Genomic DNA, 21696 nt, shown 5'->3' with positions numbered 1-21696 from the left:
CACGAGCGGTACCGAAGTCACCGCCGTCGCATTGCCCTGCGCCAACGCATCCCGCCTCTGAACTCCGCAAAACAAAAGCGCCCTGTCCACAGGATGGGAAGGGCGCTGAGTGATATCGCAGGTAGTGGCGGACTTACACCTTGCGATAAACCTCCGCCCCGCCCTTGACGAATTCCACCGCCTTCTCTTCCATCCCCTGTGCGGCATAGTCGCGCACTTCCTGCGAGATCTTCATCGAGCAGAACTGCGGGCCGCACATGGAGCAGAAGTGCGCCACCTTGTGCGATTCGTGCGGCAGGGTGGCGTCGTGGAATTCGCGCGCCCGATCCGGGTCGAGGGCGAGGGCAAACTGGTCGTGCCAGCGGAATTCGAAGCGCGCCTTGGACATGGCGTTGTCCGGCACCTGCGCGCCGGGGAAACCCTTGGCCAGGTCGGCGGCGTGAGCGGCGATGCGGTAGGCGATGATGCCTTCGCGCACGTCTTCCTTGTCGGGCAGGCCGAGGTGTTCCTTGGGCGTGACGTAGCACAACATCGCCGTGCCGTACCAGCCGATCTGCGCGGCGCCGATGCCGGAGGCGAAGTGGTCGTAGCCGGCGGCGATATCGGTGACCAGGGGCCGAGGGTGTAGAACGGTGCCTCGAAGCAGTCGGCCAGTTCCTTGGTGACGTTCTCTTCGATCATCTGCATCGGCACATGGCCGGGGCCTTCGATCATCACCTGGCAGTCGTGTTCCCAGGCGCGCTTGGTCAGCTCGCCCAGGGTTTCCAGCTCGGCGAACTGCGCGGCATCGTTGGCATCCATCAGCGAGCCGGGACGCAGGCCGTCGCCGAGGGAGAAGGCCACGTCGTAGGCCTTCATGATCTCGCAGATGTCGTCGAAGTGGGTGTAGAGGAAATTTTCCTGATGGTGCGCCAGGCACCACTTGGCCAGGATCGAGCCGCCGCGCGAGACGATGCCGGTGACGCGATTGGCGGTGAGCGGCACGTAGCGCAGCAGTACGCCGGCGTGGATGGTGAAGTAGTCGACGCCCTGCTCGGCCTGTTCGATCAGCGTGTCGCGGAAGATATCCCAGGTCAATTCCTCGGCCTTGCCGTTGACCTTCTCCAGGGCCTGGTAGATGGGCACGGTGCCGATGGGCACCGGCGAGTTGCGCAGGATCCATTCGCGCGTTTCGTGGATGTTCTTGCCGGTGGACAGATCCATCAGGGTGTCGCCGCCCCAGCGGCAGGACCACACCAGCTTCTCCACCTCTTCGGCGATGCTCGAGGTCACCGCCGAGTTGCCGATGTTGGTGTTGATCTTCACGCGGAAGTTGCGGCCGATGATCATCGGCTCCAGTTCCGGGTGGTTGATGTTGGCGGGGATGATGGCGCGGCCGGCGGCGACTTCGGCGCGCACGAACTCTGGCGTGATCAGCTCGGGGATATTGGCGCCGTAACCGTTGCCGCGATGCTGGCGTAGCAGCTTTTCGTAGCGCGGGTCGGCGCGCATCGCCTCCAGCATGCAGTTCTCGCGGATGGCGATGTATTCCATCTCCGGCGTGATGATGCCCTTGCGCGCGTAGTGCATCTGCGTGACGTTGGCACCGGCCTTGGCGCGGCGCGGCGTGCGGATGTGCTCGAAGCGCAGGCTGGCCAGCTGCGGGTCGTGCTGGCGGGTGCGCCCATACTCCGAAGTGGGGCCGCTGAGCAGTTCGGTGTCACCGCGCTCCTCGATCCACTTTTCACGCAACGGTGACAGGCCGCGGGTCAGGTCGATGCGTGCCTTGGGGTCGGTGTAGGGGCCGGAGGTGTCATAGACATAGATGGGCGGATTTTCTTCCGTGCCGTTCCGGGTCTGGGTGGCGTCCTGCTCGATACGGCGCATGCCCACCTGGATGTCCGGACGTGAACCTGACACGTGGATCTTGCTGGACTTGGGGAAGGGGCGCGTCACCTCTTCGGACAGGCGGGCGGTTTCTTGCAGGAATTCCTGGGGGATGGCGCTCATCGAAAAATCCTCGCGGAGGGTTGCGGCGCTAGCGGGAGGAAGAGAGCGCGGATGCACCGCTTCCCTCCGCCGGCACAACCCGGATCAGGTTCCAAGGGTCTGTCTCAGCCCTCACGGGCACCCCTAGCAGTAGCTGCAAACATATCGGATCGGTGCCCGAGTTGCAAGGTAAGTCTTTGCCTTGCTTGAAATATTCGCTATAAAACGTGATGTTACTTGATGCCGCGCCGCTTGTTCACGATACAGGAAAGGCGTAACCTCCGGCTGACCAATCGGTCAGTCGCTACTCCCACAAGAAAAACCCCGAGGAATCAGCATGGTCGACATGAATCTGGAACAGGCCCGCCACAACATGATCGCACAGCAGATCCGTCCGTGGGAGGTGGTGGATGACCAGGTGCTCGACCTGATCATGCGCACGCCGCGCGAGGACTTCGTGCCGCCGCCGTACCGCAACCTGGCCTTCACCGACATCGCCCTGCCCCTCGGCCACGGCCAAGTGATGATGCCGCCGCGTTTGGAGGCACGCCTGCTGCAGGCCCTCGCGGTACAACCGGATGAAAGTGTGCTGGAGATCGGCACCGGCAGCGGCTACGTCACCGCCCTGCTGGCACAACTGGCGCGCCATGTGTACAGCGTGGAGATCGTGCCGCAACTGAAGCAGGCAGCGGAACAACGCCTTGCGGCACGCGGTCTGACCAACGTCACCGTCGACGAAGGTGACGCCGCGGCGGGCTGGCCGCGCCGCGGCAGCTATGATGTCATTGCCGTCACCGGCTCGCTGCCGGAACTGCCGCAGGCGCTGCAGCAGGAACTGAATATCGGCGGCCGGCTGTTTGTGGTGGTAGGGGAGGCGCCGGCCATGGAGGCCCTGCTGATCACCCGCGTCGGTGAAAATCATTGGACCCGCGAAAGCCTGTTCGAAACCGAGCTGCCCCCGCTGCAGAACGCACCACGACCGCCGCGGTTCGTGTTGTGACTTGATCCGGTACGGCCGCAACCGCATTATTAGCGTTTCCTTATACACCCCGTCATGAGGGATACCATGTCCAATTCCGTAGCAAGAGTGCTCGCCCTGGCCCTGCTGGCCGGTGCCGCTGCCGCCCAGGGTGAAGACCTGCGCGATGTCTATCGCCTGGCCCAGGAAAGTGATCCGCAGTTGCGTGCCGCCGAAGCCGGCCACCGCGCCGCCCTGGAGGCCCGCCCGCTGAGCCGCGCCGCCCTGCTGCCCAGTATCAATTTCACTGCGCAGACCCAGCGCAACGCCTTCGAGTACGACACGCCGGCCTACCCCGACAACGAATACAACTCCTCCAGCTATTCGCTCAGCCTGCGCCAGGCGCTGTACCACCACGAGTACTACGTGCAATTGCGTCAGGCGGATGCCGGCATTGCCCAGGCCGACGCCCAGTACGGCGCGGCCAAGCAGGCCCTCATCGTCCGCGTCGCCGAAGCCTATTTCAATCTGCTCTCCGCCGAGGACAACCTGCGCTTTGCCCAGGCGGAAAAGACCGCCATCGCCCAGCAGTTGCGCCAGACCCAGCAGCGCTTCGAGGTCGGTCTGTCCGCCATCACCGACGTGCATGAGGCGCAGGCCGGCTACGATGCCGCCGTGGCGCAGGAGATCGTGGCGCAGAACCAGCTGGAAAATGCCCGCGAAGTGCTGCGCGAGATCACCGGCCGCGACCACACGGCGCTGGCGCCGCTGGCGGGTGAAATCCCGTTGCAGAGTCCGGACCCGGCCAGTATCGATAAGTGGGAGGAAACCGCCCTGCAGCAGAACCTGCAACTGCTGGCGGCCGAGGCGGCGACCCATGTGGCACGCGAGGAAATGAAGCGCCGCGAGGCCGGCCACTACCCGACCCTGGATATCGTGGCCAGCCACAACTGGTCCGACACCAGTGAGTCCGACCTGTCCGGCAGCGAGTACAACAGCAACATCATCGGGTTACAGCTCAATCTGCCGCTGTACGCCGGTGGCGGGGTGAGCGCCAGCACACGCCAGGCGGCCCATCTCTATACCCAGGCACAGGAAGGGCTGGAACAGACCCGCCGCGCCACTGTGCGCCAGACCCGCGACGCCTATCTCGGTGTCACCGCCGGCATCAGCACCGTGCAGGCCCGCCGCCAGGCGCTGTCCTCCGCCAAGACCGCCCTGCAGGCTACACAGGCCGGCTTCGAGGTGGGCACGCGCACCGCCGTGGAGGTGCTCAACTCGCAGCGCGAACTGTTCCGCGCCCAGCGCGACTACGCCCGTGCCCGCTACGACTACGCCCTGTCCACCCTGCGCCTGAAACAGGCGGCCGGCATCCTCAGCGACGCCGACCTCGAATACATCAACAGCTGGCTGCAGTGATGGGTACGACCACGGCACTGCTTTGCGCGGCGGAAACCAGCCAGCTCGTCGTCATCGACGTACAGGTGCGCCTGGCGGCGGCCATGCCGCCGGAAGTGCGCGAGCGCGTGGTGAAAAACACCGCTATCCTCCTGCAGGCGGCACGCCTGCTCGAACTGCCGGTCATCGCCACCGAGCAGTACCCCAAGGGCCTGGGCAACACCGAAGACGATGTCGCGCAGCACTTCCCCGCGCAACTCGACGTGGTGTGCAAGACCTGCTTCGCCTCCAGCGGCGCCGCCGGCTTCAATGCCGCCCTCGACGCCCATCGGGGCCGCCATCAGGTGATCCTGGCCGGCATGGAGGCCCATGTATGCGTGTTGCAGACGGCCATGGAACTGCTCGGCCGTGGTTACCAGGTGTTCGTGGTGGAAGATGCCGTCAGTTCGCGCGACGAAGCCAACCGACAGAACGCCATGGCGCGCCTGCGCCAGGCCGGGGCCATCGTCACCAACACCGAATCGGTGGTGTTCGAATGGCTGCGCGACGCCGCGCACCCGCAGTTCAAGGCCATTACCGCATTGATCAAATAAACCAGATACAAGATCGAGATGTGCACCGTGCGCACGGTAGTTTGAAATCAAAATCAGTACGAGCGCAGCGCGTTCATTCCCTTGTACTGTTCTACATCCTGCGTTGAGATTCGCAACACCATGAACCCGTCCCCTTTCCCCGAAGCCGCACCGGATTTCAGCAACCCGCTGGGGCTGCTGCGCGCCTGCCATGAACGCATCCTGCAGCACTGCGCCACGCTGGAACGGCTGGTCGGACACCTGCGTGACCACGGCGCGGATGCTGATGCCCGCAGCGCGGCCGGCAAGATCCACCACTATTTCAGCACCGCCGGCCGCCACCACCACCAAGATGAAGAACAGGATCTGTTTCCGCGCCTCGCACGCCAGTCACTCAAGCTGGCCGACCTGGTGCATCGCCTGCGCCAGGATCACGCACGCATGGACCACCTGTGGCAACAATTGAGCCCGTTGCTGGCGACGCCTTCCCGCATCGCGGATCTCGACGCCTTTGCCACCCTGGTGGATGAGTTCGCATCCCTCCACCGCACCCACGTCGCACGGGAAAACGAGGAACTGCTGGAGCTGGCACGTCATATCCTGAGTAGCGACGAACTGAAAAAACTGGGCAAGCAGATGGCCGAACGCCGCGGTCAGCCCGCACCGCTGTAACACACCCTGCCGTGGCATAATCCCGGCAGTGACCATGAACGACGCCTCGCCCCCTCTCTCTCGTTTCCTTGCCCCACGCCACTGGCCGACCTGGCTTGGACTGGGGCTGTTGCGCATAAGCGTACTGCTGCCTTATCCGGCATTGCTGTTGCTCGGTCATGGCCTGGGCCTGCTGATGTACCTGTTGCTTCCCTCCCGCCGTCGCATCGCACGCATCAATCTGCGCCTGTGTTTCCCGGAACGGGAGGAACGGGCCCGGGAAAAGCTCGTGCGCGCCACCTTCCGCTCCTCCGGTATGGCGGTGTTCGAAAATGCCCTGTCCTGGTGGGGAAGCGCGGCACGCATGCGCCGCCTGCACCAGGTGGAAGGACTGGAGCACCTGCTTGCCGCCCGTGCCGCGGGACATGGCGTGATCCTGCTCGGCAGTCACTACACGACCCTGGAGATCAGCGGACGCTTTCTGGCCTGCCATGTCGATGGTCTGCAGCCCATCTACAAGCGTGCCCACAATCCACTCTATGAAGCGGTGATGGTGCGCATGCGCAAAAAACTGTTCGACGACCTGCTGGAAAGTACCGACATGCGCACCATCGTGCGCAACGTCAAGTCCGGCAAGACCGTGTGGTACGCCCCGGACCAGGACTTCGGTCGTGAGCGCTCGGTGTTCGCTCCCTTCTTCGGTGTGCCCACCGCGACACTGACCACCACCGCGCGCCTGGCGCGACTTACCGGCGCCCCTGTCATTCCCTTTGTCTCGCAGCGACTGCCTGGGCTGCGTGGCTATCGCATCACCCTGCTGCCGCCCTTGCAGGGATTCCCCAGCGGGGATGACATACAGGATGCCAGCCGTACCAATACACTGCTCGAACAGCAGATACGCGACATGCCGGAACAATATCTGTGGATTCACCGCCGTTTCAAAACCCGCCCGGGCGGTGAACAGAGCGTGTACCACTGAGCACCATGACCAGCCCCGCCCTCACCCGCTACCGCCTGTTGTTCAACCTGCTGACGCCGCTGTTGCTCGGCTATACCCTGTGGCAGGCGTTGCGGGAACGATCCTGGCGTTATCTGCGCGAGCGCTGTGGCCATTACCGCGGCAACCCGATGGAAGCATCACCGCTATGGCTGCATGCCGCCTCGGTGGGTGAACTGAATGCCGCCTTGCCCCTGATCGATGCCCTGCGCAACCGCCACCCCGAGCAAGCACTCCTGATCACCACCACGACGCTCAGCAGCGCGCGACTCGCTATGCGCCTGCTGCCCGCCGGTGTGTCACATGCCTTTCTGCCGCTGGACTGGAGCGGGGCGGTGGGACGTTTCCTCGACCACTACCGCCCGCGCTGCGCCCTGATCATGGAAACCGAACTGTGGCCCAATCTGTTCGCCGCCTGCGCCGCACGTCGGCTGCCCTTGATCATCGTCAACGGCCGCCTGTCACTGCGCACGCGCAACGCGCCACGCTGGCTGTGTCGGCTATACCGCAGCGCCCTCGGCAGTGTCACGGCAATCCTGGCCCGTTCCGAAGCGGACAAAGCAGGCTTCATCGCACTCGGCGCACCGGCAGAACGGGTGCGGGTGATCGGCAATATCAAATTCAGTGCCGAGACGCAGAAAACAGCTACCAATATTCCCTTGCCACGCCCCTATGTGCTGGCCGCCTCAACCCGGGACGGCGAGGAGACCTTGGTATGGCGCGCCTGGCGACAGGCCGCACCGGAAAATCATTTACTGGTCATCGTGCCGCGCCATCCGCAGCGGCTACCGGAAATACTGCGCGACCTCGCTCTGCCCCCCGGACAGATCGCCGTCCGCAGCCGGGCTCAGACCATTCTTCCCGCCACCCGCGTTTACATCGCCGACACCTTTGGTGAATTGACCGGCTTCATGGCCGGAGCGGAACTGGTGTTCATGGGGGGCTCACTGGTCCCCAGGGGTGGGCAGAATGTCCTGGAGGCAGCCCGCCTCGGCAAGGCCCTGGTATTTGGGCCGCATATGGAGAATTTTGCCGATGAAGCCAGACTGCTGCTGGAGCATGACGGCGCCGTGCAGGTGCAGGATGCAGACGCGCTGGGACAGGTATTCAGCGCCCTGCTGGCACAGCCGGAACGCCGTGCCGCACTGGGTGCCGCCGCGCAACAATTGGTGGAACGGCGCCGCGACATGGCGCAGCGCTATGCCGTGGCGCTGGAGGAGTGGTGCGAGGCCTGAGCCGGCGTTAACCGCGTACCCCGGCCATGACTAGCGCAGGGGCGTATCGTATTCGCAACAGGTGAGCCTCGCCACGCCGGAATCGCGAATACGATGCGCTCTTGCGTTTTTGCGCGTCTCTGCGTTGAAGGCTTTTGGTGTTGGACGTTCAGCTTGCGCCATACCCCGCCAACAGCGCCTGCCAGTCGGCGTCGCTGAAGGCGATATCCAGACTTTCGTTATACAGCTTGCGCAGCGAGCGCAACAGCCGAGCCAGATTACCCTGTTCCCAGGTCCCGGGTGAACGCAGGCGGCCGCGATCGAAATCGATGAGATAAATGTCGTCCCCGGCAAGCAGAATATTGTGGGCATTGAGATCCGCGTGATGCACGCCGACCTCATGGAAACGGCGGATACAGGCGCCGATGGCCTGCCAGCGGTCAGCCGGCAATGCCGCGGCAGCCACGGCCTGAGCCAGTGAACGCGCCTGCGGAATGCGCAGGGTCATGAGGTCGGCACGATAGAACAACCCCTCACGCTCCACCCGCGCCGCCACCGGTCGTGGCACCGGCAGACCACGCTGGTACAATTCGGCCGTCAGATACCACTCGCGCCAGGCACGCGTCCGTTCCAGTCCCGTCCACAGGTAGCTGTCGCGCACCAGCCGGCCGGGCAAACCGCCGCGACGATAGTGACGCAAAACGTATTCATGGGTGCCGTCCCCCACAAAGGCCGTCTCGCCACGACCACGCGCGGTACCCAACAACTGGCCGCGCCGTCGCCACGCCGCCGGTTCGAACAACGCCGGCTCCGCATGGATCGGCAATTCCGCATCATATAGGATGTGGTTTTTTCCGCTTTGGGTCTGAATGGGTCGCATGCCTTCTCTACCGCTCACATCGCCGCCGGAGAGCCTCTGTATCCTGCGCCTGTCCGCCATCGGCGACATCAGCCATACCCTGCCGACGGTACGCACCCTGCAGGCCCGCTGGCCCGACACGCGCCTCACCTGGATCATCGGCAAGACCGAACACGCCCTGGTGGGCGACATTCCGGGCATCGACTTTATCATCTTTGACAAAAAGCGGGGATGGCGCGCCTACCTGGACGTCCGCCGCCAACTGCGTGGCCGCCGCTTCGACGTCCTGCTGCACATGCAAATGGCCCTGCGCGCCAGCCTGATCAGCCTGCTGGTAGACGCCCCCATCAAGCTCGGCTTCGATCGTGCCCGGGCCAAGGACGGGCAATGGCTGTTCACCAACGCCCAAATAGCCCCGCGTGAGCGCGAACACGTGCTGGACAGCCTGTACGGCTTCAGCGATGCACTGGGTGCCACAAACCGGGTGTTGCGCTGGGACATCCCGATCCCGGAGGCGGCACGCAGCTACGCCGAGGCGTTGCTGCCCGGTGACCAACCCACCTTGATCATCAGCCCCTGCTCCAGCATGGCGTACCGCAACTGGACGGCGGAGGGTTATGCCGCCGTGGCAGACTACGCTGTAGAGCAGCACGGCATGCGCGTCGTGCTGAGCGGTGGTCCCAGTGCCCTGGAGCGCGATTACGGCACAGCCATCGAGCGGCACATGCACTATCGAGCGATCAACGTCATCGGCCAAACCAGCCTGAAACAGCTGCTGGCGCTGCTGTCCCGCGCCACAGTCCTGCTCTCTCCCGACGCCGGCCCCGCCCACCTGGCCACCGCCGTCGGCACCCCGGTCATCGGTCTCTACGCCTGTACCGACCCGGACCGCGCCCGCCCCTACCTCAGCGCAGCATGGACTGTGAATCGGTACAACGAGGCGGTACAGGCCCACTATGGTAAACTTCCCGCCCAGCTGCCTTGGGGTACCCGAGTCAGGAATGACAACGCCATGACACTAATCAAACCACAAGATGTGATCGGCAAGCTTGAACAAGCAATAGGCTGCAACAAACTGCAATGAAACTCTGGACCACCCCCAATAGCTGGGTAGGAAAACAGGCAGCAGCTCGGGCCGCAGAACTCGACTTCGACAGCGTTAAAAACATTGCGGTCATCAAGCATGGCGCCCTCGGGGACATGGTGCTGACCCGCCCCATGTTTACAACCCTGCGCAACTACTTTCCTAACGCGAAACTAACGGTCAGCGTGGTTTCCAACTACATGCGAGGTATCCCCGAAGATTTGGTCGACCGGGTACACGTTGCAATTGGCAATGATCGCAAGACGTCTGTTGGTGAAATCAAGAAGAGTTACAAGTCTCTTGGTTACCAAGATATTCTATTTGATATCTCAGCTACCACTCGCTCTTTCTGGATTAGCCGACTCAATCCTGCCGGTCTGAAGATTGGTTTCATACATCGTCTCTGGCACCGCTACCTATATGACGTAGCCATTCCCCGCTCGCATTATCGATTTGAAGCCGAAACATTTCTCGAGCAACTGCACGTGTTAGGAATGGATTTTGTCACACCACTTGACTTTTCGTTCCCTTCCCTGCCGCCTGTCGTCGCCGCACCATATATCGTCTATTTTCCGACTGCGTCAGCAGAATACAAATGCTGGCCGGTAGACCGTTATGCCGATTTAATCGCCAGAGCCACTAACACGCTCGGCGAGTTTACCCATATTTTGCTCGGCGGCATCGCTCAGTGGGAAATGGAGAAATGCGACATCATCCGTGACCGTATTGGACTACGGCCGAATTTTCAGTTCATGCAGGGCGGTGAGAAGACCAATGCACTGATCACCAACGCTCATCTTGTAGTCAGCAACGACACCGGCATCCGCAACCTGGCCATTGCCACTGATACGCCGACCGTCGGCACGTTGCTGTTTCCGACAACAACCTTTGGCTATGAGCCGCGCTACGGCATACACAAGTGCATATACCATCCCGATGGTACCGCTCCGACCGTCGACGAAGTATTTGCTGCAATGTGCAGCGCCCTGAACCAGATTCCATTTGTCAACGAAGTGACGTAAGAACCTATGAAAGCTATGAATATTGCCGTCATCGGCACCGGGTATGTTGGTCTAGTCACTGGGACTTGCTTTGCAGAAATGGGACATAACGTTACCTGCGTCGATATTGATGCCGACAAGATTGAAGGCCTCAAGCATGGCGTTTTACCCATCTACGAGCCAGGCTTGGATGACATGGTGGACAAGAACTTCAAGGAAGGCCGCCTACATTTCACGACATCGCTCGCCGAGGCGGCGCAACACGCCAATATTTTCTTCATCGCCGTAGGCACCCCTCCAGGTGAAGATGGTTCTGCCGATCTCAAGTATGTCCTCGCCGTCGCCCGCGACCTCGGCAAGGTGATGGTCAGTAGTTACAATATTGTTGTCGATAAATCCACTGTGCCGGTTGGTACAGCAGATAAGGTCCGGGCAACCGTTCAGGCCGAACTCGACAAGCGCGGAAATGACATCAGGTTCGATGTTGTCAGCAATCCAGAGTTCCTCAAGGAAGGTGCCGCCATCGACGACTTCATGCGTCCTGATCGCGTAGTGATTGGCACAGACAGTGAAAAAGCTGCCAAGATTATGCATGATCTGTACGCTCCCTTCATGCGCAACCATGAGGTGATCATCGCCATGGGCGTGCGCGAGGCGGAGATGACCAAGTACACCGCCAATGCCATGCTGGCCACCAAAATATCATTCATGAACGAAATCGCCGCCCTGTGCGAGCGGCTCGACGTGGACGTGGAGCAGGTGCGCCTCGGCATCGGCTCCGACCGCCGCATCGGCTACCACTTCATCTATCCCGGCTGCGGCTACGGCGGCTCCTGCTTCCCCAAGGACGTCAAGGCGCTGCTGCGCATGGCGCAGGAAAATGGGCTGGATGCCTGGGTACTGGATGCGGTCGAGCGACGCAACGACCGACAGAAACACCGCCTGGCCGAAAAGATCTTTGCCCGCTTCGGCACTGATCTCAGTGGCAAGACCTTCGCCCTGTGGGGCCTGGCCTTCAAGCCCGACACCGACGACATGCGCGAGGCCCCATCGCTGGTGCTGATCGAGCAGCTGATCACCGCCGGCGCCACCATCCGCGCCCACGACCCGGTGGCCATCGAAACCGCCACCCGCGAAATGAAACAGGGCTGGCTCGACGATGGCCGCGTCCGCTTCTTCGAACACCAGTACGACGCGCTGGACGGCGCCGATGCCATGGTTCTGGTGACCGAATGGAAGCCGTTCCGCAACCCGGACTTCGACCGCATCAAGAAGACCCTAACAGCCCCAATTATCTTCGACGGCCGTAACCAGTACGATCCATCGGAACTGAAAGATCTAGGGTTTGAATACTTCGGCATCGGCCGCGGCAAGGTTGGGGGCTAGGACATGTACGCACTGCGCAAGCGCATCCTGGTCACCGGCGGCGCCGGCTTTCTCGGCTCACACCTGTGCGAACGGCTGCTCAACGACGGCCACGACGTCATCTGCCTGGACAACTTCTTCACCGGCACCCGTGACAACGTCCTGCACTTGCTGGACAATCCCCACTTCGAGATCCTGCGCCACGACGTGACGCAGCCGCTCTACACGGAAGTCGATGAGATCTATAATCTCGCCTGCCCGGCCTCGCCTCCCCATTACCAGGCCGACCCGGTCCAGACGACCAAAACCAGCGTCTTGGGCGCACTAAACATGCTTGGATTAGCCCGCCGCTGCAAGGCCAAGATCATGCAGGCCTCCACCAGCGAGGTATACGGCGATCCAGAAGTACATCCGCAACCGGAGAGCTACTGGGGACATGTGAACCCGATAGGGTTCCGCTCTTGCTACGACGAGGGCAAGCGCTGTGCCGAAACGCTGTTCTTTGATTATCACCGACAGCACAAACTCCGCATCAAGGTAGCACGCATTTTCAATACCTATGGGCCCAAGATGCATCCCAATGATGGGCGGGTGGTATCGAATTTCATCGTCCAGGCACTGAAGGGCCACGACATCACTGTTTACGGAGAGGGGCAGCAAACCCGTTCTTTTTGCTATGTGGATGACTTGATTGAGGCGTTCGTTCGACTGATGGGCACCCCAGACGACTTCACTGGTCCTGTCAACACAGGTAACCCTGTGGAATTCACCATTATGGAACTGGCAGAGAAGATTATCGCCATGACCGGCTCCAAATCCAAAATCATCCACAAACCTCTGCCACACGACGATCCAAGGCAGCGCCAACCCGACATCCAGCTGGCAAAAGAAAAGCTGGGCTGGGAACCAAAGATCAAGCTGGAGGAGGGCCTCAAACCCACCATCTCCTATTTCGCATCGCTGATTGAGCAAGGATTGATCTGACGCCATGCCCAAGGTCTACGACTGCTTCGCGTTCTTCAACGAACTGGATCTCCTAGAGATTCGGTTGCATGAACTCGATCCAGTCGTCGATCACTTCGTTCTCGTCGAGGCCACACGCACCTTTCAAAAGAAGCCAAAGCCGCTTTATTACGCAGAAAACAAAGAGCGGTTCAAGGCGTTCTGGCACAAAATCATTCACATCGTAGTGGACGACTATCCGGGATTCTTCCGGCGGTTCCGTGTACCCCGTCCGATGGACTACGACAATCACCAGAAGAACCAGATCATCCGCGGGCTTGCTGGAGCTGAGCCGGGTGATGTCATCATCTACTCCGACCTTGATGAAATCCCCCGTGCCTCCAAGGTGCTCGAATACCGCGACACCCCGGGAACAAAGGTCTTTCAGCAGTTATTTTGTAGTTACTTCATAAATTGTGTCGCCACATCCGGGCCAGTTACACCATGTGAGCTTAACGTTGGCGGCTACCACTATTGGCGTGGCAGCGTCATGGCGCCATTCTGTGATTTCTCCAATACAAAGGAGTTTCGCAAACGCCGTGACAATCCAGGTGCTGCTGTAACACAAATCGCCGACGGTGGGTGGCATTTTACCTATCTAGGCGGCACGTCCATGGTCCTAGACAAACTCCGTTCGTTTGCTCATTCGAAGGAACAAAAATACGATTTTTCACACTTGCTTGTTCCCGGCAATCTCGATCTGGCCATTAATGCCGGCCTGGATCTATTTGGACGTGAATACACGTACACCTTTGTCGAGCCAGACGAACGGTTCCCCGCTTACGTCCTTGCGAATCGTTCCCGATTTGAGCATCTTTTCCGCCAACTAGGCTGAGTATTGATGTCCACTTTCCCCAAATCTGTCAGCGTAATATTGCCCAATTTCAATGGGCGTCACTTACTTGAGAGGAATCTACCGACTATATACCAATCACTTCGCGTTGCAGGGATTGAAGATTTCGAGATACTTGTTATCGATGACTGTTCCAGTGATGACAGCGTGAACTTCCTGCGCAGCCAATACCCTGACATCATCATACTGCAAAATTCAATTAATCAGGGATTCTCATCCACCTGTAATAAGGGTATTTTCGCTGCGAAGAAGCAGTTACTCTGTGTAGCCAACACCGATGTCACCTTCACTGACAACTACTTTGCACAAGCGATTCCTGAATTTTCATATCCCGCAGTATTTGCGCTGAAGGGTGATATTCTGAATTATCGATCCGATTTTTCCGCCATAATCAACACAGAGCGGACTTCACTTCTGTACTACCGCCGTGGTTTTCTACGATTCAACCAGAAAATTGAGCCAAACCCCAACGACTTCCTGCCGGAGATCAACCACCAATTTGTTTTGTTGGGGTGCTGTTTCGTCTGCGATCGTGAGAAAGCAGTAGGACTCGGCGGTTTCGACGAAATCTACTCTCCATTTTACTGGGAAGACGCCGATCTCGCACAGCGAGCCATGAAGTCAGGGTATCAGCTCATATATAAGCCGGAATGCCGCATATATCATCAGATAAGCTCTACCATCGGCACATATCGAAGCAACACCAAGCGCCGACTGGTATCGATGCGAAACAAATTTCTGTTCACTTGGCGACACCTGCCCACTAGGCTTTGGCCTGACCATCTTGCCGTCACCATGCTATCGGTACTCACTCGCTGGATGATTCTCGACTGGAAGTATTACTTTGCGCTGGGCAGCGCCCTGACGCGTAAATTGACTTACCGCCCTGTGAATCGCCGGTATCCGACAAGCTGAACAAGCAGGCACCTCTCCATGCAGCCAATCTGTCGCGTTTGTCGCAACACTACCGATTTTGACTTCTACGACGTCCGCGAGATGATGTTGGGGACACGTCATTCGTTTCGCTATTTTCAGTGTCCCCAATGCGGCTGCCTGCAAATCGAAACGATCCCTGAGCATTTGGGCGACTATTACCCTACAGACTACTATTCATACAAAAGCATGGCGCGCTTTGAGCGAGCGCCCATCCGTCGTTGGGTCGATTTCCATCGGGTCAACTACCTGCTGACCGGACGCGACTTTCTCGGCCGCATCTTCAACGTTATCAGCAAGCCATTGGAATACGCACCTTGGATACAACGTGCAGGCATCAACAAAGACGCACGCATTCTGGACATTGGCTGTGGTCAGGGGCGCCTATTGTTGCGTATGGCATTGGGCGGATTTCGCCATTTGCATGGCATAGATCCTTTCGTTTCGGCCGACCACATGTACGGCAGCGGTGTACGCATTTTCAAGCGTACAATCGAGGAGCATACGGAGGCTGGACTTTCGTACGATCTAATCATGCTGCACCACTCCTTCGAACATATGCCGAATCCCCTAGGCGCCCTACAGGCTGTAGCACGATTACTCGCCCCGGGGGGCACTATCTTGTTGCGTATTCCGCTCGTCGACTCCTATGCATGGGAACGTTACCGAGAAAATTGGGTTCAATTGGACGCACCCCGCCATCTCTATTTACACAGCCGACGTAGCATCGGGCTGCTGGCAATGGAGAGTGGGCTGGAAGTCGATAACGTTGATTACGACTCTTCAAAATTCCAATTTATCGGAAGTGAACTGTATGCCCGCGACATCCCATTAACTGCCGACAAGAATGAGCGGAACATTTTCTCAAAACAAGAAATACAAGCCTTTACAGAACAAGCACATCGATTGAATAGCGAAGGCCGAGGCGACCAGGCCGTATTTTATTTGCGTGCAGTGCCGTCACGGTATTAAATTACGGGACTGTATTCGTGCGCATCCTCGTCATTCGCAACGACAAGCTCGGCGATTTCATGCTTAGTTGGCCAAGCTTTGCCTGGCTAAAGGCCAGTATGCCAGAAGCACAAATCGTTGCACTTGTGCCGCCGTACACAGCGCCAATGGCGGCGATATGCCCTGGCATCGACAGTATTTTAGTGGACGACAGAAGCAACGCCAGCAGCACTGACTGGGTACGACTGGCGCGTCAATTACGTGCTGAACACTTCGATGCGGTGATCACTCTTTTCTCCACCGGCCGGGTGGCGCTCGCCACCGCTGCCGCCGGCATTCCCTACCGCCTTGCGCCTGCCACCAAAGTGGCACAGTTCCTGTACAACCATCGACTGAAGCAACGTCGCTCTCGCTCTGAAAAGCCCGAGTATCAGTACAATCTTGATCTAGTGGAGAAATTTCTTACCGATTTCAAAATTACGCCAGCACCAAAACCGACAGCCCCATTTTTACGTTTCGCGCCAGACACGCAAACTGAACGACGCGCTGCCTTCTGTGATGCCTATATGCTTCAGCCCTATGCTCGTGTGATATTTATTCATCCCGGCAGCGGCGGTTCAGCCAGCAACCTCTCCGTGGAACAATATGCAGCCCTCGCCACAGCACTGCACTCACAGCAGCCACTGTATTTTGTCATCGGCTGCGGGCCTGGCGAAGATTTCAAGGCTGAAGCCCTGGCTGCACTCCTCGGTGATCTGCAGCACACCATCCTGCGCACCACCGGGATTGCCGACTATGCCCGCCACATCGCCTGTGCCGACCTGTTCATCAGCGGCTCTACCGGACCATTGCACATAGCCGGTGCTCTCGATGTACCGACAGCGGCGTTCTACCCGCGTCGCCGCTCCGCCACACCACTGCGCTGGCAGACGCTCAACTCTCCCGAACGTCGTCTTGCTTTCACGCCCCCGGATGAAGCCGGCGAAACGGATATGGGCAGTATCGACGTCGTTGCGGCGGCACAGGCTATCAGCCGCCAGTTTCTGACCGATTAGGTGACATTCAGCAAGGTATCGGCCAGCCGCCGATAGTGGTTTTCTTCGGCAAAGAGATCATCCGCACGCGCCTTGCCGGCAGCAGCGAGTTGACGGCGCAGGCCATCATTGCGAGCCAGGTGTTCCAGCTGCCGCGCCAGATGAGATGCATCTTCCGGAGTGAACAGCAGGCCGCTGCGTCCGTCCTCGATGATTTCCGGCACTCCGCCGGCGTCCGTTCCGACCACCGCCACCCCGCAGCGCATCGCTTCGGCCAGTACCAGACCAAAGGTCTCCATCCGCGTCGTCAGCACAATGACATCGAATGCCGGCATGATGTCCATCGGTGTCTTGTGCGGTCCGCGCAAGATCACCGCATCCTGGAGTCCACGCTCTTCAATTTCCCGCTGCAGACGCTGTTGGTATGCCGCATCCATCGCCGGGCCGATCAGCGTCGCGTGTGCCGGTATGCCCGCCGCACGCAAGTATTGTACTGCCTCAATCAGGAGATGCTGTCCCTTCTGCTCCTCCATGCGTCCAATCAGTCCGATGGCAAATACCCGCTCCGGGATCTGTAACGAGTGACGCAGCGCACGCCGCTCTGCATCCTGCAGCACTGCCGGCGCCGGGACACCGTAATAGAGCCTCTGTATCCGTTCGGCGGGCAATGGCAGCAGCTGCCGTGCCTGCTGCAACAGCTTGTCGGTAATGGTCAGATAGAGATCGATCTGCCGATAGAGAAAACGATGATAGGCATCGTTCTTGGGGCGTGTCAGGGCCATCTGCCGCGTGTATACCAGGCGCACGGGACGACTTGCCCACCGCTTGGCAAGCGCGGCCAGAAACAGATCCGGCCCCCAGTGCATATGAATCACATCAACCTGGGCCTTGTCGATGAGGCGCGCCAATCGCCATGCCGCCAGCAGCGGCAACGCACGGCTGCGCCGCGGCAACACAAAATGAGCCAGCCCCTGTTCGTGCAGACGCTGCTGCAACATGGTGCCGGGCCGCACCACGGCCATTACATCATGTCCCAGACGCTGCAGGGCGGCGGTGCTGCGCAGTGCATATAACTCCAGCCCGCCCACGCCATCTGAAGTACACAGTTCAAGTATCTTCACAGCCTGCTCCGCCCTGGATTGCGCTGGTGCATGAGCACCTTGGCATACTTGATGAACGCATGCATAAAAGACAATGTCGCCACGACAAACCCGGCGAAACCGTCCAGGAATCCCCGCTTGAGGATATAGAGGCGGATGAAGGTCCACAGACCGTGGCTGAGCGGCGACAGCAGCGACACCGGCTTGCCCTTGGCGATGATCTCACGTGCTCCGATTTCGGTGAAGCTGTCGATGGTACGCAGATGTTCGGAAATGCTGCTGAAAGAATAATGCAGAATATCGCCCTTCAGGTCGACCACATTCACTCCGGCATCCAGCACCACACGGTCATGGGGATTGGTGCCGCCCCAACGGGCATTCCTGCGGTTGAACAGGCGGACCTTGCGATCCGGGTACCAGCAGTGCTCAAGCCAGCGGTAAACATAAAAGGTTTTTCGCGGCATCCGATAGGCACAACGCTCGTCCAGCGCGTCTTTCACCTCCAGAACGGCCTGCCGCAGCTGTGGCGAGAGTCTTTCGTCACAATCCAGGCTGAGTATCCAGTCGTGACTGGCATGGCTTACCGCCAGATTCTTTTGTTCTGCATAACCAAGAAATTTCTGGTGATAGATTCGATCGGTATAGCGGCCAGCGATCTCGATCGTGCGGTCTGTGCTCAGCGAATCAACCACGATGATTTCGTCGGCGATACCTTCGAGACTGCGCAGGCAGTCCTCGATCTTCTGTTCTTCATTGAAGGAAATAATGCACGCCGATATCTTAGGCATGATCTTCCGACTCCCAGATCGATTGCAATGCCGACATCACCTGCGGTGGTGTCATGTCCTTCAGGCACGGAGTATCACCCAGCGGGCAGTGGCGTTTGAAGCAGGGACTGCACGGCAGGCCAAGGTAGAGCACCCGCGCCTCGTGCGACAACGGCGGGGTGTAGGTTGGCGAAGACGAGCCGTACAAAGCCACCAGAGGCACATCGGTCGCAGCGGCCACATGCATCAGCCCGGAGTCGTTGCTCACGGCGGCACTGGCCAGGGAAAGCAGGTCCACCGTGTCCTCTAGCCGGGTCATGCCGCACAGGTTTCGCACACTCGGTGCCGCCGCAACGATCGCCTCGCCATCGGCCTGCTCCTTGGCAGAACCGAGTATCCATACCTGACGCCCGCTGGCGAGAAGCTCGCGCGCCAGTGCCGCATAGTGCGGCAGCGGCCAGCGCTTGGCTGGCCCGTACTCCGCGCCCGGCATGAAGGCAACGGCAGGACGCGCCATGTCGAGGTCAAGCTGGCGAATCAGGCGTTGGCGATTTTCCACATCAACGTTCAGACGCGGCAATGGGATATCCCGCGGCGGCAACGGAGCATCCATCGGCAAACCCAGGGCGACATAGCGATCTACGACACGGGGCAGCAACTGTTTGTCCAGCGGGCGGATGTCATTGAGCAGGCCGTAGCGCATTTCACCCCGATAACCGGTGCGACGCGGTATGCCGGCGAAGAAGGGAATCAATGCGGACTTGAACGAACGCGGCATTACGATGGCACGGTCATAATGATAGGCGCGCAGGCTGCGGCCGATGCGCCAGCGTTCCAGCAAGCCGAAGTTACCGTGCCCCACGGGCAGTGCAATGGCACGATGCACTTCCGGCATGCGCGCCAGCAGAGGCAGCGACCATTGTGGCGCAACCACATCCACCTCTGCCCCGTCCCGGCGCAAGGCAATGAACAGGCTCTGCGCCATCACCATGTCACCGACCCAGGCCGGACCGATCACCAGAATGCGTGATCTGGCAACCATCAGCGGCCTGCCAGAATTCGTTCGGTAATGGCGACGTTGGCACGCAGGTGTCCAGGGTTGATCGTGCCGACGATGACGCTGTGCACGGCCGGCTGGGCAAAGACATAGCGCAACGCCTCCTCGACGCTCTGTGCATGCCCGCTTTGCAGGCCTTTCTTGATCAGCACCCCCTTGTGCAGTTGCGCGGCTCGCTGCAATACCGGCAACTCATCGGTATAGGCCAGATTGTAGGTGGCCATCACCACATCCATATTCTCCACACACCACAGACCGCCCGCGACCGTTTTGGTAGACATGCCGATCGCGCGAATCAGACCCTCCTGCTTGAGCTGTTGCAGGGTGTCGCACACGGCTTCTTCGCGGATGATGCGCATGTCATCGCCGTCGGAATGCACCAGCACTATATCGAGGTAATCGCGCCGCAGGCGCTTGAGGCTCCGCTCGACGCTGCGACGGGTGAATGCCGCTGAGAAGTCGAATGAGGACTGCCCGTTCTCGAAGATCTCGCCCACCTTGCCGACGATGATCCAGTCGTCCTTATGCGGCAGCAACTGACCCAGACGCTCCTCGCTGTTGCCATAGGCCGGTGCCGTATCCAGCGTGTTGATTCCCAGTTCCCAGGCGAGATCGAACAGCGCGCGCACCGCGGCATCGTCGGGGATGGTGAAGCCGGTCGGATACTTCACCTGCTGGTCGCGCCCTATCTTCACCGTGCCGAGTCCCAGCGGGCTGACCTGCATGCCGGTAGAGCCCAGCACCCTCAACTCCATCGTTCTTCCTCCTGCCACGGCAACAGGGCGTAGCCGGGGAATGGCCATGCCGGGAACCCCGCCATGGCCACCGACGGCATAATGTTTTCCTGTTTCAGCATGTCAGCGATTCGCGCAGCCAGCCGCGGCGCAAAGGCCAGCTTGGTGGGCCATGCCGTGATCACACCGTCACGCCCGTCGACATAAACATCGTCGGGGCGGCGGCCGTCGGGCATGCGCGGCTCGGCGCGCTCGATATCCAGCGTGGCAAATTCACAGGCAGAGAAATCGATCCACGGCAGCAGGTCTGCCAGTTCCTGCCGTGCCGCCGCCCGTTGTTCGGCATCGCTGCGCTTGACGCCGACCTCCGCCAGATCGCCGCCCAGATACCATACCGTCCGCCCTTGTGCATCGTAGTGGGTGCTGATGGTGATGCGCGGATTGCTAGAGGCACCGAGGCAATGGGCATAGACGCCCTGTGGCAGCTCGCCGCGCACCATTACCATCTTGAGCGGTCGTGTCTGCATCTGGGGTGTGTCGCGACCGAAGAGCTGCAGCAATGCCGCATTGCCCTTGCCTGCAGTCAACACCACCTGCCGCGCGGCGAACGTTATCTGCTGCCCTCCATCATCCAGGGTCAACCGCACACCATCCGCTTGCACGACCCGGCCGCGCCAGATGGCCGACTCGTGCGGCAGCGCGAGGGCGTGCACCAGCGCTGCGGTATCCAGCACCGGCTCTTCCAACCGATAGACCTGGCCGCGGAAATTGCGGTGACGAAACACGGCGGGATAATCCGCCGCATCCAGCGGCGCGATGCGGCTGCGCATCATCTTGCTGGCGAAGAATCCCGCCATGCGCGAGGTGATGCTGGCGGTGGACCACAGGTACTGGTGATCGGACATCAGGCGCACGGCTCGCAGGTCGATCTCGCCACGCCCCGCAAGGCAGGCGCGCCATAGCGGCGGCATGGCGGCGATCGCCTCGCTCGATCCGCTCACCGCACCGGTGAGTGCGTACTTGGTGCCGCCGTGAATGATGCCCTGAGCATAACGGGTCTGACCGGCACCGAGTGCCTGGTTTTCTATCAGCAGGGCGCGATACCCCTGCTGGCGCAGACGCGCCAGCAACCACAGGCCGGCGACGCCGCCGCCGCAGATCACCACATCAGCCTGACAATCGGCGGGGGTTGTCATCC

At 60.2% G+C, this 21696-nt stretch carries 20 protein-coding genes, 1 pseudogene and 1 riboswitch; of the genes and pseudogenes, 14 read left to right on the top strand and 7 right to left on the bottom strand.

The genetic code is table 11. The features are described 5' to 3' along the window. Positions 1-133: 133 nt before the first annotated feature. A pseudogene (gene thiC, locus EP379_RS02785) lies at positions 134-1989 on the bottom strand (phosphomethylpyrimidine synthase ThiC). A 44-nt stretch (positions 1990-2033) separates the two neighbouring features. After that, positions 2034-2124: riboswitch (TPP riboswitch) on the bottom strand. A gap of 190 nt (positions 2125-2314) precedes the next feature. Here thiC and EP379_RS02780 point away from each other — a divergent pair. The 6 genes from EP379_RS02780 (at position 2315) to EP379_RS02755 (ending at position 7779) form a co-directional block, all read left to right on the top strand. Beyond that, positions 2315-2968, top strand: a complete 654-nt coding sequence (locus EP379_RS02780; RefSeq protein WP_127478810.1) for a protein-L-isoaspartate O-methyltransferase family protein — start codon at positions 2315-2317, stop codon at positions 2966-2968. 66 nt (positions 2969-3034) lie between these two features. After that, a complete protein-coding gene (locus EP379_RS02775) occupies positions 3035-4345 on the top strand; it encodes a TolC family outer membrane protein (protein ID WP_127475622.1) in 1311 nt (436 codons plus the stop codon). After that, positions 4345-4917 carry an isochorismatase family protein gene (locus tag EP379_RS02770; RefSeq protein ID WP_127475620.1) on the top strand — a complete coding sequence of 191 codons (573 nt, stop codon included), beginning with the start codon at positions 4345-4347 and terminating at the stop codon, positions 4915-4917. The genes EP379_RS02775 and EP379_RS02770 overlap by 1 nt, the downstream gene beginning before the upstream one ends. 120 nt (positions 4918-5037) lie before the next feature. Beyond that, positions 5038-5568, top strand: coding sequence for a hemerythrin domain-containing protein (locus EP379_RS02765; protein WP_127475617.1), 531 nt, complete (start codon positions 5038-5040; stop codon positions 5566-5568). Positions 5569-5602: 34 nt separating this feature from the next. Beyond that, positions 5603-6526, top strand: a complete 924-nt coding sequence (gene lpxL / locus EP379_RS02760; protein WP_127475615.1) for an LpxL/LpxP family Kdo(2)-lipid IV(A) lauroyl/palmitoleoyl acyltransferase — start codon at positions 5603-5605, stop codon at positions 6524-6526. Between the two features lie 5 nt (positions 6527-6531). Continuing rightward, entirely contained in the window at positions 6532-7779 is a 1248-nt protein-coding gene (locus EP379_RS02755) for a 3-deoxy-D-manno-octulosonic acid transferase (protein ID WP_127475613.1), read from the top strand. 148 nt (positions 7780-7927) lie between these two features. Here EP379_RS02755 and EP379_RS02750 read toward each other — a convergent pair whose 3' ends face one another. After that, positions 7928-8638 (bottom strand): 3-deoxy-D-manno-octulosonic acid kinase, encoded by a 711-nt coding sequence (locus EP379_RS02750; protein ID WP_172600360.1) that lies wholly within the window; start codon positions 8636-8638, stop codon positions 7928-7930. Here EP379_RS02750 and EP379_RS02745 point away from each other — a divergent pair. From EP379_RS02745 to EP379_RS02710, 8 genes are read left to right on the top strand one after another with little or no spacing between them, the layout of a single operon-like run. Further along, complete coding sequence (locus EP379_RS02745) at positions 8628-9701, top strand: glycosyltransferase family 9 protein (RefSeq protein WP_127475609.1); 1074 nt, start codon at positions 8628-8630, stop codon at positions 9699-9701. The genes EP379_RS02750 and EP379_RS02745 overlap by 11 nt on opposite strands. Next, positions 9698-10723 carry a glycosyltransferase family 9 protein gene (locus EP379_RS02740; protein ID WP_127475606.1) on the top strand — a complete coding sequence of 342 codons (1026 nt, stop codon included), beginning with the start codon at positions 9698-9700 and terminating at the stop codon, positions 10721-10723. The genes EP379_RS02745 and EP379_RS02740 overlap by 4 nt, the downstream gene beginning before the upstream one ends. Positions 10724-10738: 15 nt before the next feature. Continuing rightward, positions 10739-12088, top strand: coding sequence for a UDP-glucose dehydrogenase family protein (locus tag EP379_RS02735; RefSeq protein WP_127475604.1), 1350 nt, complete (start codon positions 10739-10741; stop codon positions 12086-12088). Positions 12089-12091: 3 nt separating this feature from the next. After that, positions 12092-13051, top strand: coding sequence for a UDP-glucuronic acid decarboxylase family protein (locus EP379_RS02730; protein WP_127475602.1), 960 nt, complete (start codon positions 12092-12094; stop codon positions 13049-13051). 4 nt (positions 13052-13055) lie between these two features. Next, entirely contained in the window at positions 13056-13904 is an 849-nt protein-coding gene (locus EP379_RS02725) for a glycosyltransferase family 17 protein (protein ID WP_127475600.1), read from the top strand. Between the two features lie 6 nt (positions 13905-13910). Next, positions 13911-14837, top strand: a complete 927-nt coding sequence (locus EP379_RS02720) for a glycosyltransferase family 2 protein (protein WP_127475597.1) — start codon at positions 13911-13913, stop codon at positions 14835-14837. Positions 14838-14855: 18 nt separating this feature from the next. Further along, on the top strand, positions 14856-15827 hold the full coding sequence (locus EP379_RS02715) for a class I SAM-dependent methyltransferase (protein WP_127475594.1): 972 nt from the start codon (positions 14856-14858) through the stop codon (positions 15825-15827). A 59-nt stretch (positions 15828-15886) separates the two neighbouring features. Beyond that, complete coding sequence (locus EP379_RS02710) at positions 15887-16861, top strand: glycosyltransferase family 9 protein (RefSeq protein ID WP_127478809.1); 975 nt, start codon at positions 15887-15889, stop codon at positions 16859-16861. Here EP379_RS02710 and EP379_RS02705 read toward each other — a convergent pair. Genes EP379_RS02705 through EP379_RS02685 form a run of 5 tightly spaced genes read right to left on the bottom strand, consistent with a single transcriptional unit; the run spans position 16858 to position 21694 of the window. Continuing rightward, positions 16858-17961, bottom strand: a complete 1104-nt coding sequence (locus EP379_RS02705; protein ID WP_172600359.1) for a glycosyltransferase family 4 protein — start codon at positions 17959-17961, stop codon at positions 16858-16860. The genes EP379_RS02710 and EP379_RS02705 overlap by 4 nt on opposite strands. Next, the gene (locus EP379_RS02700; protein ID WP_127475588.1) at positions 17958-18728 is read right to left on the bottom strand and encodes a glycosyltransferase family 2 protein; all 771 of its coding nucleotides are present in this window, start codon (positions 18726-18728) and stop codon (positions 17958-17960) included. Before EP379_RS02700 ends, EP379_RS02705 begins: the two co-directional genes overlap by 4 nt. Continuing rightward, entirely contained in the window at positions 18721-19749 is a 1029-nt protein-coding gene (gene waaF / locus EP379_RS02695) for a lipopolysaccharide heptosyltransferase II (protein ID WP_127475585.1), read from the bottom strand. The genes EP379_RS02700 and waaF overlap by 8 nt, the downstream gene beginning before the upstream one ends. Beyond that, positions 19749-20519, bottom strand: a complete 771-nt coding sequence (locus EP379_RS02690; RefSeq protein ID WP_127475583.1) for an aldo/keto reductase — start codon at positions 20517-20519, stop codon at positions 19749-19751. Before EP379_RS02690 ends, waaF begins: the two co-directional genes overlap by 1 nt. Then, entirely contained in the window at positions 20510-21694 is a 1185-nt protein-coding gene (locus tag EP379_RS02685) for an FAD-dependent oxidoreductase (protein WP_127475581.1), read from the bottom strand. Before EP379_RS02685 ends, EP379_RS02690 begins: the two co-directional genes overlap by 10 nt. Positions 21695-21696 lie beyond the last annotated feature (2 nt).

Source organism: Sulfurivermis fontis (assembly GCF_004001245.1).
Taxonomy (GTDB): Bacteria; Pseudomonadota; Gammaproteobacteria; order Thiohalomonadales; family Thiohalomonadaceae; genus Sulfurivermis; species Sulfurivermis fontis.
Note: the sequence above shows the minus strand (reverse complement) of the source record. Positions and strands in the feature narration are given on the sequence as shown.

Coding starts and splice junctions, on each gene's coding strand:
- EP379_RS02780 (WP_127478810.1), top strand. CDS start 2,315: ATGAATCTGGAACAGGCCCGCCACAACATGATCGCACAGCAGATCCGT.
- EP379_RS02775 (WP_127475622.1), top strand. CDS start 3,035: ATGTCCAATTCCGTAGCAAGAGTGCTCGCCCTGGCCCTGCTGGCCGGT.
- EP379_RS02770 (WP_127475620.1), top strand. CDS start 4,345: ATGGGTACGACCACGGCACTGCTTTGCGCGGCGGAAACCAGCCAGCTC.
- EP379_RS02765 (WP_127475617.1), top strand. CDS start 5,038: ATGAACCCGTCCCCTTTCCCCGAAGCCGCACCGGATTTCAGCAACCCG.
- lpxL (WP_127475615.1), top strand. CDS start 5,603: ATGAACGACGCCTCGCCCCCTCTCTCTCGTTTCCTTGCCCCACGCCAC.
- EP379_RS02755 (WP_127475613.1), top strand. CDS start 6,532: ATGACCAGCCCCGCCCTCACCCGCTACCGCCTGTTGTTCAACCTGCTG.
- EP379_RS02745 (WP_127475609.1), top strand. CDS start 8,628: ATGGGTCGCATGCCTTCTCTACCGCTCACATCGCCGCCGGAGAGCCTC.
- EP379_RS02750 (WP_172600360.1), bottom strand. CDS start 8,638: ATGCGACCCATTCAGACCCAAAGCGGAAAAAACCACATCCTATATGAT.
- EP379_RS02740 (WP_127475606.1), top strand. CDS start 9,698: ATGAAACTCTGGACCACCCCCAATAGCTGGGTAGGAAAACAGGCAGCA.
- EP379_RS02735 (WP_127475604.1), top strand. CDS start 10,739: ATGAATATTGCCGTCATCGGCACCGGGTATGTTGGTCTAGTCACTGGG.
- EP379_RS02730 (WP_127475602.1), top strand. CDS start 12,092: ATGTACGCACTGCGCAAGCGCATCCTGGTCACCGGCGGCGCCGGCTTT.
- EP379_RS02725 (WP_127475600.1), top strand. CDS start 13,056: ATGCCCAAGGTCTACGACTGCTTCGCGTTCTTCAACGAACTGGATCTC.
- EP379_RS02720 (WP_127475597.1), top strand. CDS start 13,911: ATGTCCACTTTCCCCAAATCTGTCAGCGTAATATTGCCCAATTTCAAT.
- EP379_RS02715 (WP_127475594.1), top strand. CDS start 14,856: ATGCAGCCAATCTGTCGCGTTTGTCGCAACACTACCGATTTTGACTTC.
- EP379_RS02710 (WP_127478809.1), top strand. CDS start 15,887: ATGCTTAGTTGGCCAAGCTTTGCCTGGCTAAAGGCCAGTATGCCAGAA.
- EP379_RS02700 (WP_127475588.1), bottom strand. CDS start 18,728: ATGCCTAAGATATCGGCGTGCATTATTTCCTTCAATGAAGAACAGAAG.
- waaF (WP_127475585.1), bottom strand. CDS start 19,749: ATGGTTGCCAGATCACGCATTCTGGTGATCGGTCCGGCCTGGGTCGGT.
- EP379_RS02690 (WP_127475583.1), bottom strand. CDS start 20,519: ATGGAGTTGAGGGTGCTGGGCTCTACCGGCATGCAGGTCAGCCCGCTG.
- EP379_RS02685 (WP_127475581.1), bottom strand. CDS start 21,694: ATGACAACCCCCGCCGATTGTCAGGCTGATGTGGTGATCTGCGGCGGC.